The 14,441-nt window shown below is 49.5% G+C and carries 10 protein-coding genes; 4 read left to right on the top strand and 6 right to left on the bottom strand.

Going from position 1 to position 14,441, the window contains the following annotated elements; genetic code table 11:
* The first annotated feature begins 75 nt into the window (after positions 1–75).
* Both pckA and CWE06_RS04495 read left to right on the top strand, forming a co-directional pair.
* Complete coding sequence (gene pckA, locus CWE06_RS04500; protein WP_126791620.1) at positions 76–1,677, top strand: phosphoenolpyruvate carboxykinase (ATP); 1,602 nt, start codon at positions 76–78, stop codon at positions 1,675–1,677.
* Between the two features lie 225 nt (positions 1,678–1,902).
* Entirely contained in the window at positions 1,903–4,731 is a 2,829-nt protein-coding gene (locus tag CWE06_RS04495; protein ID WP_126791618.1) for an EAL domain-containing protein, read from the top strand.
* Between the two features lie 107 nt (positions 4,732–4,838).
* Here CWE06_RS04495 and CWE06_RS04490 read toward each other — a convergent pair whose 3' ends face one another.
* The gene (locus CWE06_RS04490) at positions 4,839–6,860 is read right to left on the bottom strand and encodes a S9 family peptidase (RefSeq protein WP_126791616.1); all 2,022 of its coding nucleotides are present in this window, start codon (positions 6,858–6,860) and stop codon (positions 4,839–4,841) included.
* A gap of 49 nt (positions 6,861–6,909) precedes the next feature.
* The gene (fabR, locus tag CWE06_RS04485; RefSeq protein ID WP_126791614.1) at positions 6,910–7,545 is read right to left on the bottom strand and encodes an HTH-type transcriptional repressor FabR; all 636 of its coding nucleotides are present in this window, start codon (positions 7,543–7,545) and stop codon (positions 6,910–6,912) included.
* 160 nt (positions 7,546–7,705) lie between these two features.
* Between fabR and CWE06_RS04480 the strand changes: the two genes are divergently transcribed.
* Entirely contained in the window at positions 7,706–8,683 is a 978-nt protein-coding gene (locus tag CWE06_RS04480) for an acyl-CoA desaturase (protein WP_126791612.1), read from the top strand.
* On the opposite strand, the gene CWE06_RS04475 is transcribed toward CWE06_RS04480, so the two are convergent.
* Both CWE06_RS04475 and CWE06_RS04470 read right to left on the bottom strand, forming a co-directional pair.
* The gene (locus CWE06_RS04475) at positions 8,617–9,570 is read right to left on the bottom strand and encodes an AEC family transporter (protein WP_126791610.1); all 954 of its coding nucleotides are present in this window, start codon (positions 9,568–9,570) and stop codon (positions 8,617–8,619) included. The genes CWE06_RS04480 and CWE06_RS04475 overlap by 67 nt on opposite strands.
* A gap of 6 nt (positions 9,571–9,576) precedes the next feature.
* Positions 9,577–11,934 carry a Tex family protein gene (locus CWE06_RS04470; protein ID WP_126791608.1) on the bottom strand — a complete coding sequence of 786 codons (2,358 nt, stop codon included), beginning with the start codon at positions 11,932–11,934 and terminating at the stop codon, positions 9,577–9,579.
* Positions 11,935–12,166: 232 nt separating this feature from the next.
* On the opposite strand from CWE06_RS04470, the gene CWE06_RS04465 reads away from it, so the two are divergent.
* Positions 12,167–13,345 carry an RNA-guided endonuclease InsQ/TnpB family protein gene (locus tag CWE06_RS04465; RefSeq protein WP_126791607.1) on the top strand — a complete coding sequence of 393 codons (1,179 nt, stop codon included), beginning with the start codon at positions 12,167–12,169 and terminating at the stop codon, positions 13,343–13,345.
* Positions 13,346–13,395: 50 nt separating this feature from the next.
* Here the strand turns inward: CWE06_RS04465 and csrA are convergent, their stop codons facing one another.
* Together csrA and greB are read right to left on the bottom strand one after the other, a co-directional pair.
* Positions 13,396–13,575 (bottom strand): carbon storage regulator CsrA, encoded by a 180-nt coding sequence (gene csrA / locus CWE06_RS04460; protein ID WP_126791605.1) that lies wholly within the window; start codon positions 13,573–13,575, stop codon positions 13,396–13,398.
* Positions 13,576–13,853: 278 nt separating this feature from the next.
* Positions 13,854–14,336, bottom strand: a complete 483-nt coding sequence (gene greB / locus CWE06_RS04455; protein WP_126791603.1) for a transcription elongation factor GreB — start codon at positions 14,334–14,336, stop codon at positions 13,854–13,856.
* Positions 14,337–14,441 lie beyond the last annotated feature (105 nt).

Raw genomic sequence — 14,441 nt, 5'->3', positions numbered from 1 at the left:
CAAAAAAGCTATTATTTGCCCGCAAAATTATTCACTTAAACCTACTTAACATTCGTATCCGCAGGAGCCCTTCGCATGACTGATCTGGATCTGAGCCAATATGGCATTACAGACGTCACCGAAATTGTCTACAACCCTTCTTACGACTTATTGTTTGCTGAAGAAACCCGCAGCGACCTAGAAGGTTATGAACAAGGACGTGTTACCAAAACTGGCGCCGTCGCCGTTGATACCGGTATCTTTACCGGTCGTTCACCGAAAGACAAATATATTGTGCGCGATGACACCACGCGCGACACGGTATGGTGGTCTGATCAAGGCAAGAACGACAACAAGCCTATTTCTCCAGAAGTATGGACTGAACTGAAGCAGTTGGTCACTCAGCAATTATCAAATAAGCGTCTCTTTGTGGTAGACACTTATTGCGGAGCGAACGAAGACACGCGTTTAGCCGTGCGTTTCATTACCGAAGTCGCATGGCAGGCACATTTCGTCAAAAACATGTTCATTCGTCCAAGCGAAGAAGAGTTGAAAACCTTCAAACCTGACTTCGTCGTGATGAACGGTGCGAAGTGCACGAATCCGAATTTCGAAAAGCATGGTTTAAATTCTGAGAACTTTGTTGCCTTTAACCTGACTGAGCGCATGCAATTAATCGGCGGTACTTGGTACGGCGGAGAAATGAAGAAAGGCATGTTCTCAATGATGAACTACTTCCTGCCGTTGCAAGGCATTGCTTCGATGCACTGTTCTGCAAACGTGGGGGCTGACGGCGACGTCGCGGTCTTCTTTGGTTTGTCAGGCACAGGTAAAACGACGTTATCGACCGATCCAAAGCGTCAGCTGATTGGTGACGACGAGCACGGCTGGGATGACGACGGCGTCTTTAACTTCGAAGGTGGTTGTTATGCGAAAACAATCAACCTCAGTGAAGAAGCCGAGCCGGATATCTACCGCGCAATTCGCCGCGACGCATTGCTCGAGAACGTAACCGTTTTAGCGGATGGCACAGTTGATTTCGATGACGGTTCAAAAACCGAAAACACCCGTGTTTCCTATCCGATTTATCACATTGATAACATCGTCAAGCCAGTGTCAAAAGCTGGTCATGCGAAGAAGGTTATCTTCTTAACTGCTGACGCCTTCGGTGTGTTACCACCGGTTGCTAAACTCACGACCGAACAAGCACAATATCACTTCCTGTCAGGCTTCACGGCTAAATTAGCGGGCACAGAGCGCGGCATTACTGAGCCGACGCCAACTTTCTCAGCATGTTTCGGTGCAGCATTCTTAAGCTTACACCCAACAAAGTATGCAGAAGTACTGGCAAAACGCATGGCCGACTCAGGCGCCGAAGCGTACCTCGTGAACACCGGTTGGAACGGCACTGGCAAGCGTATTTCAATTAAAGCAACACGCGCTATCATTGACGCTATCTTAGATGGCAGCATTGAAAACGCTGAATTTGTGCAGTTGCCATACTTCAACTTAGCAATGCCTACCGCTCTCGCAGGTGTCGATGATGCCAGCATTCTCGACCCGCGCAATACCTACGCAGACGCTACTGACTGGGACGTCAAAGCCCAAGACTTAGCGGCACGTTTTATTGCTAACTTCGAGAAGTTTACCGACAACGCCGAAGGTAAAGCGTTAGTTGCAGCGGGCCCAAGCCTGTAAGTCATTGACTTAAAAATCGAAAAGACTTACGCAGAAGCTACTTACGCAAAAGCCGGGTGGGGAGAAATCTCCACTCGGCTTTTTGTATCTAGCCCTTGGAGGGTTTTAAAAATAATTTCGGTGAGGGTAAACCCTCAACTTTCTAGGTTGCGACATTAATAGCCTTTGACCCTTTCTTTAAAAGCTCATAAACTGCTTACAAAATTATAACAAAGGTTGAGCTTTGTGCGTCGCCAGCTGATTATATCGAGCACACCTGCCGTTGCTGCATTCTATACCATGGTCTTTGCGGCAATTTTTACCGGCGCGGTGGGCCTCGGTTTATATATTTTTCGTCCTGTTGAACAGCCACTTTTAGAAGTGCTGTCGGCGACCGCTGCGCTCGTTTCAATCGCCACCGGCTTTGCCATGTTTGGCGCCATTCGCGGTTATCACATCATGCGTGTGGCTTTTGCCACGGCAATTGTTGTGGCTTCGCTTTATTCCCTCGCGCGAGGGGCGTTTTTCCCCACTTCCGCAACCTTACCCTTAGAGCTATTCTCTGCGTCGATTAAGTGGCCGATTACGATATTCTTTATGTTGATTGGCGCCGCATTATTATTCAATATGTCGGCTCGTTATCGACAGATCATTTGGCGTTATCTCGGCGCCTTAAGTACAATTGCAGGACTCGTGTTTCTTGGTCTTTGCTGGCAAGAGGATAATTTTACCTATTTTGGCTCACATCCAATTGTGGTCACCATCAGTGCGCTATATCTAGCCATGTTTGGCGTCGCTTTGTTTATTGGTTCCTATTTGGAGAATGTGGCAAAGCTCAGACCGAGCCGTAAAGCTTTAATTGTCGGCGGCTTCAGTATCGTCACCGTGTGTGGCTTTTGGTTCATGCTGACAACGTCAGAAGTTCAACGGACCGCACAACAAGCACAGACCTATTTAGCCCAAACGGTTGCATTACGAGAGTTGGTGGTTGCGCAGAACGTACAACTGATGCAGCGGCTAGTGCGCCGCTGGCAAACCGTCAATGAAGCCGAATTACCACTGTTAATGGAAGTTGACGTACTGTCGTACTTAAATGACGTTGATCATTTATCCGGTATTCTCTTTCTCGACACAGAGGGTGAATTTAGTTGGGAAGAGTTGAAGCCCGAGCAACAGTCGTTCGCGCCATTATTGGCAACAGCGGATGTGCGAGCATGGTTGGCCAGTACGGAACGACAACCAAGTTTTCACTCGCCAGTGGCGTCATACAATACCGACTATCAACCGGTTATTTTGGTAAAGTTACCGATATTTCGACGCCCAGCGAATGGTGACGATGTTGGCAATCATCGAGTTGCGTTGTTCGGATATGTTGTCGCTGTGTTCGACTTCTCTCGACTAGTCAACCCGACGGGTGTGTCGGCAACCTCTGCCTTGTTCACCTATGTGCGTATGAATGAGCATTATTTGTTACGCAGTCTTGGTACGTCCACCGAGATTTTAGACACGCGCGAACAATACCCACAAGCGCTTTACACCGTTGCAAGAAATATGCGCATGCCGTTCGGATTGCAACTGCAACTCGAAGGCTACTTAGTTGACCTTGACCAGTTAAAAAACTTGGCCAATCTCTATGTCTTAGTTTTGATGGGCGGACTCCTACTTGCCGTATTTTTAGTGGTAAGTAGTGAAACTGGGCAAATCTTGCGTTTGCAGCGACGTAAACTTAAGGTTCAAGCAACGCACGATAGCTTGACCGGGCTCGTGAATCGCGTGGTCATTGAGGACACCTTAGAAGCGTGGTGCCGACAACTTGTCGACCCAGAGCGGCAACGAACTGCAGCCACTTACAAGACGAATTTCCCTAGCCAGCAACATGTAGCCGTTCTGTTTATTGATCTTGATGGTTTTAAACCGGTGAATGACAGTTTAGGTCTGGCAGTCGGGGATAAGCTACTGCAAGAAACCGCCGGTCGAATTGAACGTGCAGTGGGTGAAGATTGTGTGGTTGGTCGGTTCGGTAGTGACGAATTTTTAGTGTTAGTACCGAAACTTTCGAAGGAAGTAACCTTAACCGACATGGTGGGCGAGATTCTTTCCGCAGTTGCTCAGCCTTATCATATCGACCAGTATCGTTTGTATTTAACCGCAAGTATTGGTGTCACCAGTACATTACAGAGTCCTGCCGATGCGAAGCAGTTAATTCAACATGCGGATATGGCGATGTACCAAGCGAAGCGCCAAGGCCGCAACCACTTCCATTTCTATTCTGCAGACATTAGTGACCGTTTCCATGAGTCGGTGACCCTGCGCAACCAATTACAGCATGTACTCGAACAAGGGGCGTTGACGCTCTATTATCAGCCAATTGTACGTGCCCATGACCATGCAGTCGTTGGCGTTGAGGCGTTATTACGGTGGCAAAGAGAGGACGGCTCATTTGTGCCGCCGAGCGAGTTTATTCCGATCGCTGAAGACACCGGGCAGATCATTCCGATCAGCTCCTGGGTTTTACATCAGGCTTGCGTCGATGGCATTAAGCTACAAAAGTTTGGCGAACTCAGCGTTGCTGTCAACTTGTCTGCGCGCCAATTTAGTCGTGCCAACTTTATTGATTCGTTATCGCATACGTTAAACCTCACCGGGTTCTCTTCGCGCCTGCTCCACATCGAGCTTACCGAGAGCGTGTTAATGGAAGACACCAACCGGGCATTCCAACAGCTTCAAAAACTGCGCGACCGCCATTTTGTGATTTCCCTAGATGATTTTGGTACTGGTTTCTCAAGTCTTGGTTACCTGAAAACCTTGCCGGTGGATATTCTTAAAATTGACCGCGGGTTTATTCAGGATGTGACCGAAAATGATGACGATGCTGCGATTACGCGAAGCATTATTACCCTCGCAAAGCAACTTAATTTGAAGGTTATCGCGGAAGGGGTCGAAACACCTGAGCAAGCGAAGTTTGTCGAAGATGCTGGCGTACATTACATCCAAGGCTATTACTTTGCGCGGCCGATGCCGCTAGAGCAGCTTTTAGACTTCTTGGCTGAGAATAAAGTGAGCGGTTCGCATTAAGCCACGTTGACAGTGGTAATAACGGCAGGTCGTAAAAAAGCCCCGAAAGCATTTGAAATGCTGCCGGGGCTTTTTGATAGTGCTTCAGTGGCTACAACAGCCGTGAATTATAACCGTTCTGCGTGTGGTAATTCGTGCGGCGGAATACCATCAGCTTGTTCAATCAAGTAATGATTCATCCAGCGCATCAGGCGCAGGGCATAGTCGAGCTGCGAAGCAGCGCGGGTATTACCGTGACCTTCGCCTGGGTACAGTACCAAGCGTACAGGCACATTGCCGTGAACCTTCAGATAACGATACAGCTCCATCGACTGGCTAGGGTGTACGCGGGTATCTTCGGCACCGTGCATGATCAGGATTGGCGTGCGTGCTTGCTCGGCCCAGTAAATCGGGCTGCGCTCTAAATACCATTGCCATTTGTCCCACGGATAACTACGAGCATGGACTAAGTGCATTTCGTTGGGAATGTCGGTGGTACCAAATTTAGAAAGGTTATTGGAAATACCAACAAACATCACGCTCGCCGCAAAGTGCTCGGTTTGCTTGGTCGCGCCCCAAGCGGACGCGTAGCCACCGTATGAACCACCGGTAATACCAACACGCTCTGGGTCTGCAAGGCCAATGGCCACTAAATGCTCTTTCGCGTCGACGATGTCGTCAAACTCTTTGCCGGCATAATCGTTTTGTCCAAGCTTGGAAAACTCAACGCCACGGCCTGTGCTGCCACGGTAGTTCGGGAAAAAGGTCGCAAAACCTTGTTGCGCCGCATACCAAGTTGGGCTCGAATAACGATCATTCCAGCCATTGCGAATGTGTGCTTCTGGTCCACCATGAATATTCATGATCACCGGCACACGCGTGCCTTCTTGATAGTCGTGCGGGTAAACCAAAATGCCCTCAAGCTCGAGACCGTCACGGGCTTCGTGAACAATCACTTCTTGACGTGGTTGACGTACTTCAGCGAGCCATGGATTTGAATCGGTCACGCGCTGTAAATCACCGTTGTGGAAATGGAACACTTCTGGCGGGTGAGCAGGGGTGTGCGCAACGAAGGTCACTAGGCCATTACTACTCACACTGTTGATACGCGAGAAGATCGCTTCGCCTTGACCAATCAATGAGCTCGTTTCGCGACTCGCCACGTTAGTGCTGAAAATCTCAGTTTCGACATGAATGTCGGCCAACCATAAGAGGTTATTGTTGTCGGCCCAAGCAATATCTTGGACATGACCAATAAGGTCGGGAGCGAGGTCAGTCAGGCTACCGTTCTCAAGGTTAACTAAATAAAGACGACCGGTCGCTGGATCGTGCTGGTCTTCCGCACCAATGATTGCCAAACGTTGGCCATCGGGTGAAAACGCAGCAGCGCCTAATTTACCTTCACTCTGTACCCGCACGATCTCTTCGCCCGAGGTGCTCATGACCACATAACTGCTAAGCATTAGGTCGTCGTCAACTAAAGTCGTTGGTGCCACACGAGCAAGCAGGTGTGGATGTTGCGGGCGGAACTGCACTGAATGAACATGCTCGTCCAGCTCTACTACTTGTGCTTTTAGCTCTTCAGCCTGGGTATCGAGCAGCCAAATTTGAGTCTTCAGGCTCTCTTCTTCGTAAACCTGCGCGCGGAAACCTTTTTTGGCTAACTCGGCGCTCTTTTCCGGGCCTTTTTCCCGCGCTGTAAATGTAATGTGGCGACCTGTTGTGCAAAAGTCGAAGCTACCAATTGCTGTTTCGTGCTGATACACACGAGTGGACTCACCACCATTGACCGGAATTTTGTACAGACTGGTGTGTTTGTCGTCGCCACGCTGGGCCAGATAGAACAAGTACTCGTTGTCACGGCTAAAGCGAATTTGGCCAATTCGCACGTCACCGGTTACAAATGGAATAGTTTGTCCCGCGGCATTGCGCACAAACAATTCAGTGTAAGCACCGCCATCGTCTTCTTTATAGGGTGTGCGCGGACGCACTTTGGTAAAGGCAGTGAAAGCTCCGTCCGATGAGGTGACTGCTTGCGCGACCCGTTGCATGGTAATGACTTCTTCAAGCGTGATATCGCGTTGCTGCGCCTGTGTGGCAGGCGCAACGACCAACAATAACACGCTGAGCCAACTGAGTAAGCGACCCATGAGTTTCTCCTTGTGGTTTTATTGTGCAGAAAAATACGAATTCAGTGTATCAGCTTGCAGACTGGCCTGCATCTTGGCTTGCGGCCTGCTGCATGCTGGTTGCGCCCTGTGCAATCATGCGCAGCTGTTGAATGGTTCGTTCGGCCAGAATGTGGCGCTCAGAAATAGGCATATCAAGAGCGTCGGCACCGGCACTAAACACCACGCGCACCATCGCGTCGGCTTGTATCTCAGCGAGCTCATTTGGCAACTGGCGCTCGGTGTGCAAGTAATCAGCTAATTCGGATTTGAAATGTTCAATTTCACGGGCGATCGCTAAACGAAACTCTTTCGACGTGCCGCTGCGCTCCTGCAATAACAAGCGAAACACGCTGCTGTTATTGGTAATAAAGTCCATGAAAATCTCAACGGAAATGCGAATAACCGAGCCGCCCTTGGCGAGCCGCTGTCTGCTTTGGCGGAGTAATTGCCGCAGTGTCAGGCCGCCTTCGTCAACTAGAGTTAGACCCAGCTCGTCCATGTTTTGAAAATGGCGATAAAACGATGTGGGCGCAATGCCAGCTTCACGGGCAACTTCGCGCAGGCTTAAGCTGGAAAAAGTTGTTTGCGGACTAAGTTGGTTTAATGCGGCGTCGATCAGGGCGCGACGCGTTTTTTCTTTTTGCTTGGCACGAATACCGACCATGTCCGAGAGTCCTTAACCTTGTGGATAACTGAGGAATGTACCAGTGCAAAGCGTAAAGTTCAATTTGTGGGGTTGTTTTCTGCGCCAAGAACGTTTAAATTCAGCGTACACGTGTTAGCCTAAATAAGGCGTGTCGCTGTAAATTAGTTGAGAGATGTACATGAAAGAAAATCCCCCCATTTTGTGGTTGAATGCCATCCTGTTCAGTTCGACGTTCCTGGTTAGTGTGATTGGTGTGCCATGGTACTTGTGGTCACAAGGCTTTAGTTGGCCGCTTTGGACTGCGTTTATTGTCATGTTCTGTTTTGCGGGCATTTCCATCACCGCCGGTTACCATCGTTTGTGGTCACATAAGGCCTGGGACGCGCATTGGTCAGTTCGAATTCTATTTGCCTTAGGCGGTGCATTAGCATTACAGAACAGTGTTCTGCATTGGGCGTCTGATCATCGTGAGCACCATAAGCACGTCGATCATGAAGACAAAGACCCCTATGCAATTACCCGTGGGTTTTGGTTTGCGCACATTGGTTGGATGTTGCGTGAACATCAGGATCATCGTTACACCGATTACCGCAACGTCAAAGACCTGCAACGAGACCCTATCGTGCAATGGCAACACAAGCACTATTTGTTGCTGGTATTGATCATGAATATCGGTGTGCCATTGGCAATCGGCGCGTTGCTCGGGCAAATCGGTGGAGCCCTACTGGTACTTGGCGTATTCCGCTTAGTCGTTGGGCATCATACGACTTTCTTTATCAATTCGCTCGCGCACATTTGGGGTAAACGCACCTATACCGATACAAACTCGGCGCGTGATAATGGTTGGTTGGCTTTGCTGACGTTTGGTGAGGGCTACCATAACTTCCATCACATTTTCTCGGGCGACTATCGTAATGGCGTGCGTTGGTATCACTTTGACCCGACCAAGTGGCTCATTTTAAGCCTACGTGGTGTTGGGTTAGCAAAGAATTTGCGCCGCACCCGCGCAAGCGAAATCGCTAAGGCTCGAGAGGCGATGCGCCGCAAACGTCGTGAAGGACCAAGTATGGTCGACCAACTTCACGACTTTCAAGAAGAGTTTTGTAATAGCCATGCCCAAATGGGCACTGTGACCAATCCTAATAGAACGCCATAGCCGACTAAAGAGGCGACAAATCGCGGCTTTAAACCGGCGCCAATGGCGATGGCGCCGGCACTGATCATAAACGGCATGGAAGCTTCCAAGACGGTTACTTGGGCAGCCAAGCTGTCAACGCCGAGACCACGAACGACCGCAAACGCCACCAGTGGCATGACCACAAGTTTAACCACCATGGCGAAAGTAAACGGAAACAAGTCTTCACGTGGAATGCGAAAGTGCAGTTGGAAACCAACGGCAATCATCACCACAGGAACCAACGTCGCCGCTAAATTTTCAATCAGTGGCTGAACCACTCGTGGATATGCTTCTTGACCAAACAGCAGGGCAATGAAAAGCGCGATAACCGGTGGAAATGTGAGTAACTTTTTCGCAATTGCGATGACACCGTGCGGTCCCTTACTTCCATCTACTTGGTGAGCTCCAGCTTCACTGCTACCAGCGTCTTTGCTATACACAGCCGCAAAGGTTGAGGCAATAAACGCGAGCGCCACGAAAGAACCGACCTGGTCGTAAATCACCGCATAAGGCAGGCCAGCCGCACCAAAAAAGGTCTCGACCATTGGGAAACCAAGAAACGAGGTGTTACCCAGTGGCACAACAATGAGCATCGCACCTGTTAACTCCCGTGACCATGCGAACGCGCGGGCGGCTAGTAAGATCAGCGCGACCGCTAATGGATACAGCAGCCAAGGCATTAGCGCTGGTAATAGCACCTCAGTGTTGAGCTCAAGTTTGGGCAAATGCAGCAGAATCATCGCAGGTACGGCGACATTGATCACATACTGATTGAGCACTTGGCCGGTGTTTACCGGCATCAAGTGCAAGCGCTTTAAGCTTAAACCAATCGCCAGATAGGCAAGAATGAGCAATAACGCATCCATTGGTGCTTAGCGCCGTTTCGCTTTGGCAAATGCTTCGGCAAATGCATTATTCACCGGCGCAGCGGGCGCTTTGTTCGGGCGTTGCCGACCCGCTTTAGTAGCGGCTGATTTAGCGGCTGAAGTACCGGTTGAAGTACTCGCACCTTTGCTGCTTTCTTTCGTTGCTGTCGAACTACTGACGACAGGATCCTGCAGACGCATGGTCAAAGCGATCCGTTTGCGCTCGGTATCGACTTCAGTCACTTTGACCTTGACGACATCGCCGGCTTTCACTACGTCGTGCGGATCGCTAACAAATTTGTCGGCAAGCGCCGAAATGTGCACGAGTCCGTCCTGATGAACACCAATATCCACGAAAGCGCCAAAGTTGGTAACGTTAGTGACCACGCCTTCAAGGGTCATGCCAATTTTGAGGTCGGCTAAGGTTTCAACGCCTTCTTTAAACTCGGCAGTTTTGAATTCAGGACGCGGGTCACGACCAGGTTTTTCAAGTTCGCGGATAATATCGCTCACGGTTGGCACACCAAAATGCTCATCGGTGTAGTCGCGTGCTTGTAAGCTTTTCAGAAACCCACTGTCGCCAATGATGTCTGCAACCGCTTTGCCATTGGCGGCGGCAATCCGCTCTGCTACGGGGTAGGCTTCGGGGTGAACGGCGGAACCGTCGAGTGGGTTCTTGCCACCCATGACACGCAAGAAGCCTGCCGCCTGTTCAAAGCTTTTCGGGCCCATACGTGGCACTTCAAGCAGAGCTTTGCGGTTGGCAAACGCGCCGTTTTGCTCACGATAGTTGACAATATTCAAGGCTAGGTTCCGGTTCAAACCGGCAACTCGGGCGAGCAGTGGTACTGATGCCGTGTTCACGTCGACCCCAACTGCGTTAACACAGTCTTCGACAACTCCATCGAGGCTTTGCGCTAGTAACGACTGGCTCACGTCGTGTTGATACTGGCCAACACCAATTGCTTTCGGTTCGATTTTTACCAGTTCAGCGAGTGGGTCTTGTAAGCGCCGAGCAATAGAAACCGCGCCACGATAGGAGACATCCAAATCAGGGAATTCGTGAGCTGCAAGTTCCGATGCCGAATAAACAGAAGCACCTGCTTCGCTGACCATGACTTTGGTTAAATTGAACTTTGGATTGGCCTTCATTAATTCAGCCACTAAGCGGTCGGTTTCTCGCGACGCGGTGCCGTTACCAATGGCGACGAGTTCGACTTTGTGTAATTGGCATAATGCAGCAAGTGAACGTAAACCTTTGTCCCACTGGTTTTGTGGTGCATGCGGGAAAATAGTGGTGTGCGCTAAAAGTTTACCGGTGCCGTCGACCACGGTTGCTTTCACACCCGTCCGCAGTCCGGGATCAAGGCCTAAGGTTGTCCGTTGACCTGCTGGCGCGGCCATCAATAGGTCTTTCAAATTGGTCGCAAATACATGAATCGCTGCTTCTTCGGCGGCATCTCTGAGCTGACCAAATAAATCGGTTTCCATGCGTGGCAGTATTTTGATGCGCCAAGTCCATTGAACTGTTTGCTTGCGCCATGCACCGGCTAAGCCGTGCTCGCACTCAAGCTCAAAATGTTTGGCGATAAGAGGTTCATAAGCGCTATAACGCGTACCTTCTTCAGCATTCGGATCGGCATTGAGACGGAGCTGCAAGACCCCCTCGTTGCGACCACGGAAAAGCGCGAGTGCGCGATGCGATGGAATGTTGCGAATGGCTTCTTGATAATCAAAGTAGTCACGAAACTTCGCGCCTTCTTGCTCTTTCCCTGGCGCCACTTGCGCTGCAACTTCAGCACCTTGCCAGAGTTGTTGGCGAATGCTTTTTAATAGTTGCGCGTCTTCAGAAAATTGTTCCATCAGAATAAAACGCGCGCCCTCTAGCACCGCTTTGACATCAGCAAAACCAGCGTCGGCTTGAATATAGTCGCCGGCGAGTTTTTCAGGGTCTTCCGTTGTTGTCAGTAATGTTTCTGCGAGCGGTCCGATACCGGCTTCGAGGGCAATTTGCCCCTTGGTGCGGCGTTTCGGTTTATAGGGTAGATAGAGGTCTTCGAGCTCGGTTTTTGACTGACAACTCTCGATTGCTGATTGCAGCTCAGGTGTCAGTTTTTCTTGGTCGGCAATACTTTTTAGAATAACAGCGCGTCGCTCATTGAGCTCTCGCAGATAGCTTAACCGACTGACAAGGTTACGCAGCTGGGTGTCGTCGAGTCCACCCGTGGCTTCTTTCCGATAGCGGGCGATAAAGGGCACGGTTGCGCCTTCGTCTAGGAGGGCAACGGTCGCGTTGACTTGCTGAATCTGAACATTTAACTCAGCAGCTAGATGTGCTGCGATACTGGTTGAAACTGCTGACATAACCATTTCTACTCAAACTAAATAATAAGTGTAGCGATGGTATCACGCATGCGGTTTTTCGAGAACCGGTTCGACAGCTGACAACACAAATAACTCGGGAATTGTTGTCAGCTAGCTGAGGGCTGTTTAGCAATTTCCGCGTAAACCCTCCCCCAATCGGGCGGGGATATAAGCGGATAACTGCGAGCAGTTATGGATTGTTTTATACCCATTAACTGTTATTATATACAGTATGAATAAAGTCATTAAAGTGCGTATCTATCCAACACCTGAGCAGGCGGAATTTCTCAACCGTCAGTTCGGCGCTGTGCGCTTTGCATACAACAAGGCTTTGCATATCATCAGCTCACAATACAAACGTCACGGACTTAAACTCAACGCCAAGAAAGACCTCAAGCCTCTGTTGGCTGTTGCGAAGAAATCTCGTAAATATCATTGGCTCAAAGAATTTGATTCGATTGCACTTCAGCAGGCATGTATCAATCTGGATAAAGCCTTTCAACGTTTCTTTGATCCCAAACTGCCTTCTCGTTATCCCAAGTTCAAGCGCAAGCACAGCAGACAGTCCAGCTATCATTGCATGAGCGTTGATTGTGGTGATGACTGGATTAAAGTGCCGAAGTTAAAGCAGCCCATCAGAGCGCGTATTCATCGCAAGATTGAAGGAAAACTGAAAAGCATCACCCTGTCCCGTACCGTGACAGGTGAATACTATGCCGCACTACTGCATGAAGATGGGCAAGAAGCTCCTGCGCCCATTCAAAGCCTGAATGCTGCTCAAGTGCTCGGATTGGATATGGGTTTAACACATCTTGCCATAGACTCAAACGGCACGAAAAAACCGAATCCACGCTTTTTGAAGAAAGCCAGTGCCAATCTGCGCCGAAAACAAAGAGCCTTATCACGCTGCAAGAAAGGCAGCAAGGGTCGTGCAAAAGCCCGACTTAAACTCGCTAAGGCGCATCAGCGTCTGGCGAATGCTCGTGCTGATTTTCAGCACAAGCTGTCTCGACAACTCATTGACGAAAGCCAAGCGGTGATTGTTGAGACACTGAAAGTCAAAAACATGCTTAAGAACAAGAAATTGTCTAAGCACATTGCCGATGCGAGTTGGTCAGGCTTGATCCAAAAGCTGGAATATAAGTCCAAAGAGCAAGGCAAGCATCTGATTAAAATTGATCAATGGTTTGCCAGCTCTAAAATCTGCTCTTGCTGTGGACACATGCTGGAAGAGCTGTCGCTGAGCGTGCGTGATTGGCACTGTCCAGCCTGTTCAACACAGCATGATAGGGACATCAATGCAGCCTTAAATATCAAGGCGCAAGGCATTTTAAAATTAAAGGCCGCAGGACTGTCGGTTTCTGCCAATGGAGGCAAGCGTCAATCTGGTCACGCACCAGTTGCTGCCTGAGAAGTTGGAAGCCTCGCCCGTGGCGCTTTAGCGCTTAGGGCGGGGAGCAGTCACTCGTTTTTATTCTTTTCTGCTTCGATGCGTAAATAAATTTCTTCACGGTGAACTGCAATATGGCTTGGTGCGTCAATGCCAATTTTGACTTGATTGCCATTGACGGCTAACACAGTGACCTTCACATCGTCATTGATCATCAGAGTTTCGCCAACGCGGCGGGTTAGAATAAGCATATGCAGTTAATCCTCAGGGCTTAGGTCTGTAGCTCAGACTCTTAAGATATTCTTTTGTTCTTGTTGGATGCACACGGCGTGGACACCGATCGTTATAGAATACCGAAATTCAATTATTATTATACTAATACACTGACATCTTGCGACAGAATGCGACGCAGCATAGATGAGCTGTGTAAAATAAACCAGAATTGGGGAAAATGGAACCACCGATTTGAAGTCGACCCGAGTTTAGAGTGAATCCACTCGGTGCTGCCACACACATGATCCTAGCCAAGCTACACGGGCTTCTGATGGTAATCAATCGTATTTACAATCCAAACCTTGCTGCCGGTCGGTGTCTGCACGCTAATTTCATCATCCACCGATTTCTTTAACAACGCTCGGGCCATCGGTGAATCGATAGAAATGTAGTCATTGCGGCCATAAATCTCGTCGGGGCCGACAATCCGAAACGTTCTGGTTTGGCCGTCGAGATCTTCGACTTGCACCCAGGCCCCAAAAAACACTTTGCCGTCTTGCTGTGGCGAGTACTCAACTACTTTAAGCGCTTCGATGCGTTTACGTAAATAGCGGATACGGCTGTCAACTTGTCGCAGTAAGCGTTTGTTTTCTTTGTAGTCGGCATTTTCCGAGCGGTCGCCAAGACTAGCTGCCCAAGCTACTTTCTTGGTGATCTCCGGACGCTGTTTACGCCACAAGTCATCAAGCTCTTGTTTGAGTTTGGCTAGCCCCGCTGCGGTGATCAAATTGGTTTTCACAATGTTTATGTTCTTGCGTTAGATAGTTAAGTCGTCACGAAAGCCATTCTTGACATCCCTGCTTCCGTAGCCTGTTAGCTTGCGAGCTTTACTTAAGAACTTTGC

The sequence above is a fragment of the Aliidiomarina haloalkalitolerans genome (assembly GCF_003987315.1).
Taxonomy (GTDB): Bacteria; Pseudomonadota; Gammaproteobacteria; order Enterobacterales; family Alteromonadaceae; genus Aliidiomarina; species Aliidiomarina haloalkalitolerans.
Note: the sequence above shows the minus strand (reverse complement) of the source record. Positions and strands in the feature narration are given on the sequence as shown.

Coding starts and splice junctions, on each gene's coding strand:
- pckA (WP_126791620.1), top strand. CDS start 76: ATGACTGATCTGGATCTGAGCCAATATGGCATTACAGACGTCACCGAA.
- CWE06_RS04490 (WP_126791616.1), bottom strand. CDS start 6,860: ATGGGTCGCTTACTCAGTTGGCTCAGCGTGTTATTGTTGGTCGTTGCG.
- fabR (WP_126791614.1), bottom strand. CDS start 7,545: ATGGTCGGTATTCGTGCCAAGCAAAAAGAAAAAACGCGTCGCGCCCTG.
- CWE06_RS04480 (WP_126791612.1), top strand. CDS start 7,706: ATGAAAGAAAATCCCCCCATTTTGTGGTTGAATGCCATCCTGTTCAGT.
- CWE06_RS04475 (WP_126791610.1), bottom strand. CDS start 9,570: ATGGATGCGTTATTGCTCATTCTTGCCTATCTGGCGATTGGTTTAAGC.
- CWE06_RS04470 (WP_126791608.1), bottom strand. CDS start 11,934: ATGTCAGCAGTTTCAACCAGTATCGCAGCACATCTAGCTGCTGAGTTA.
- CWE06_RS04465 (WP_126791607.1), top strand. CDS start 12,167: ATGAATAAAGTCATTAAAGTGCGTATCTATCCAACACCTGAGCAGGCG.
- csrA (WP_126791605.1), bottom strand. CDS start 13,575: ATGCTTATTCTAACCCGCCGCGTTGGCGAAACTCTGATGATCAATGAC.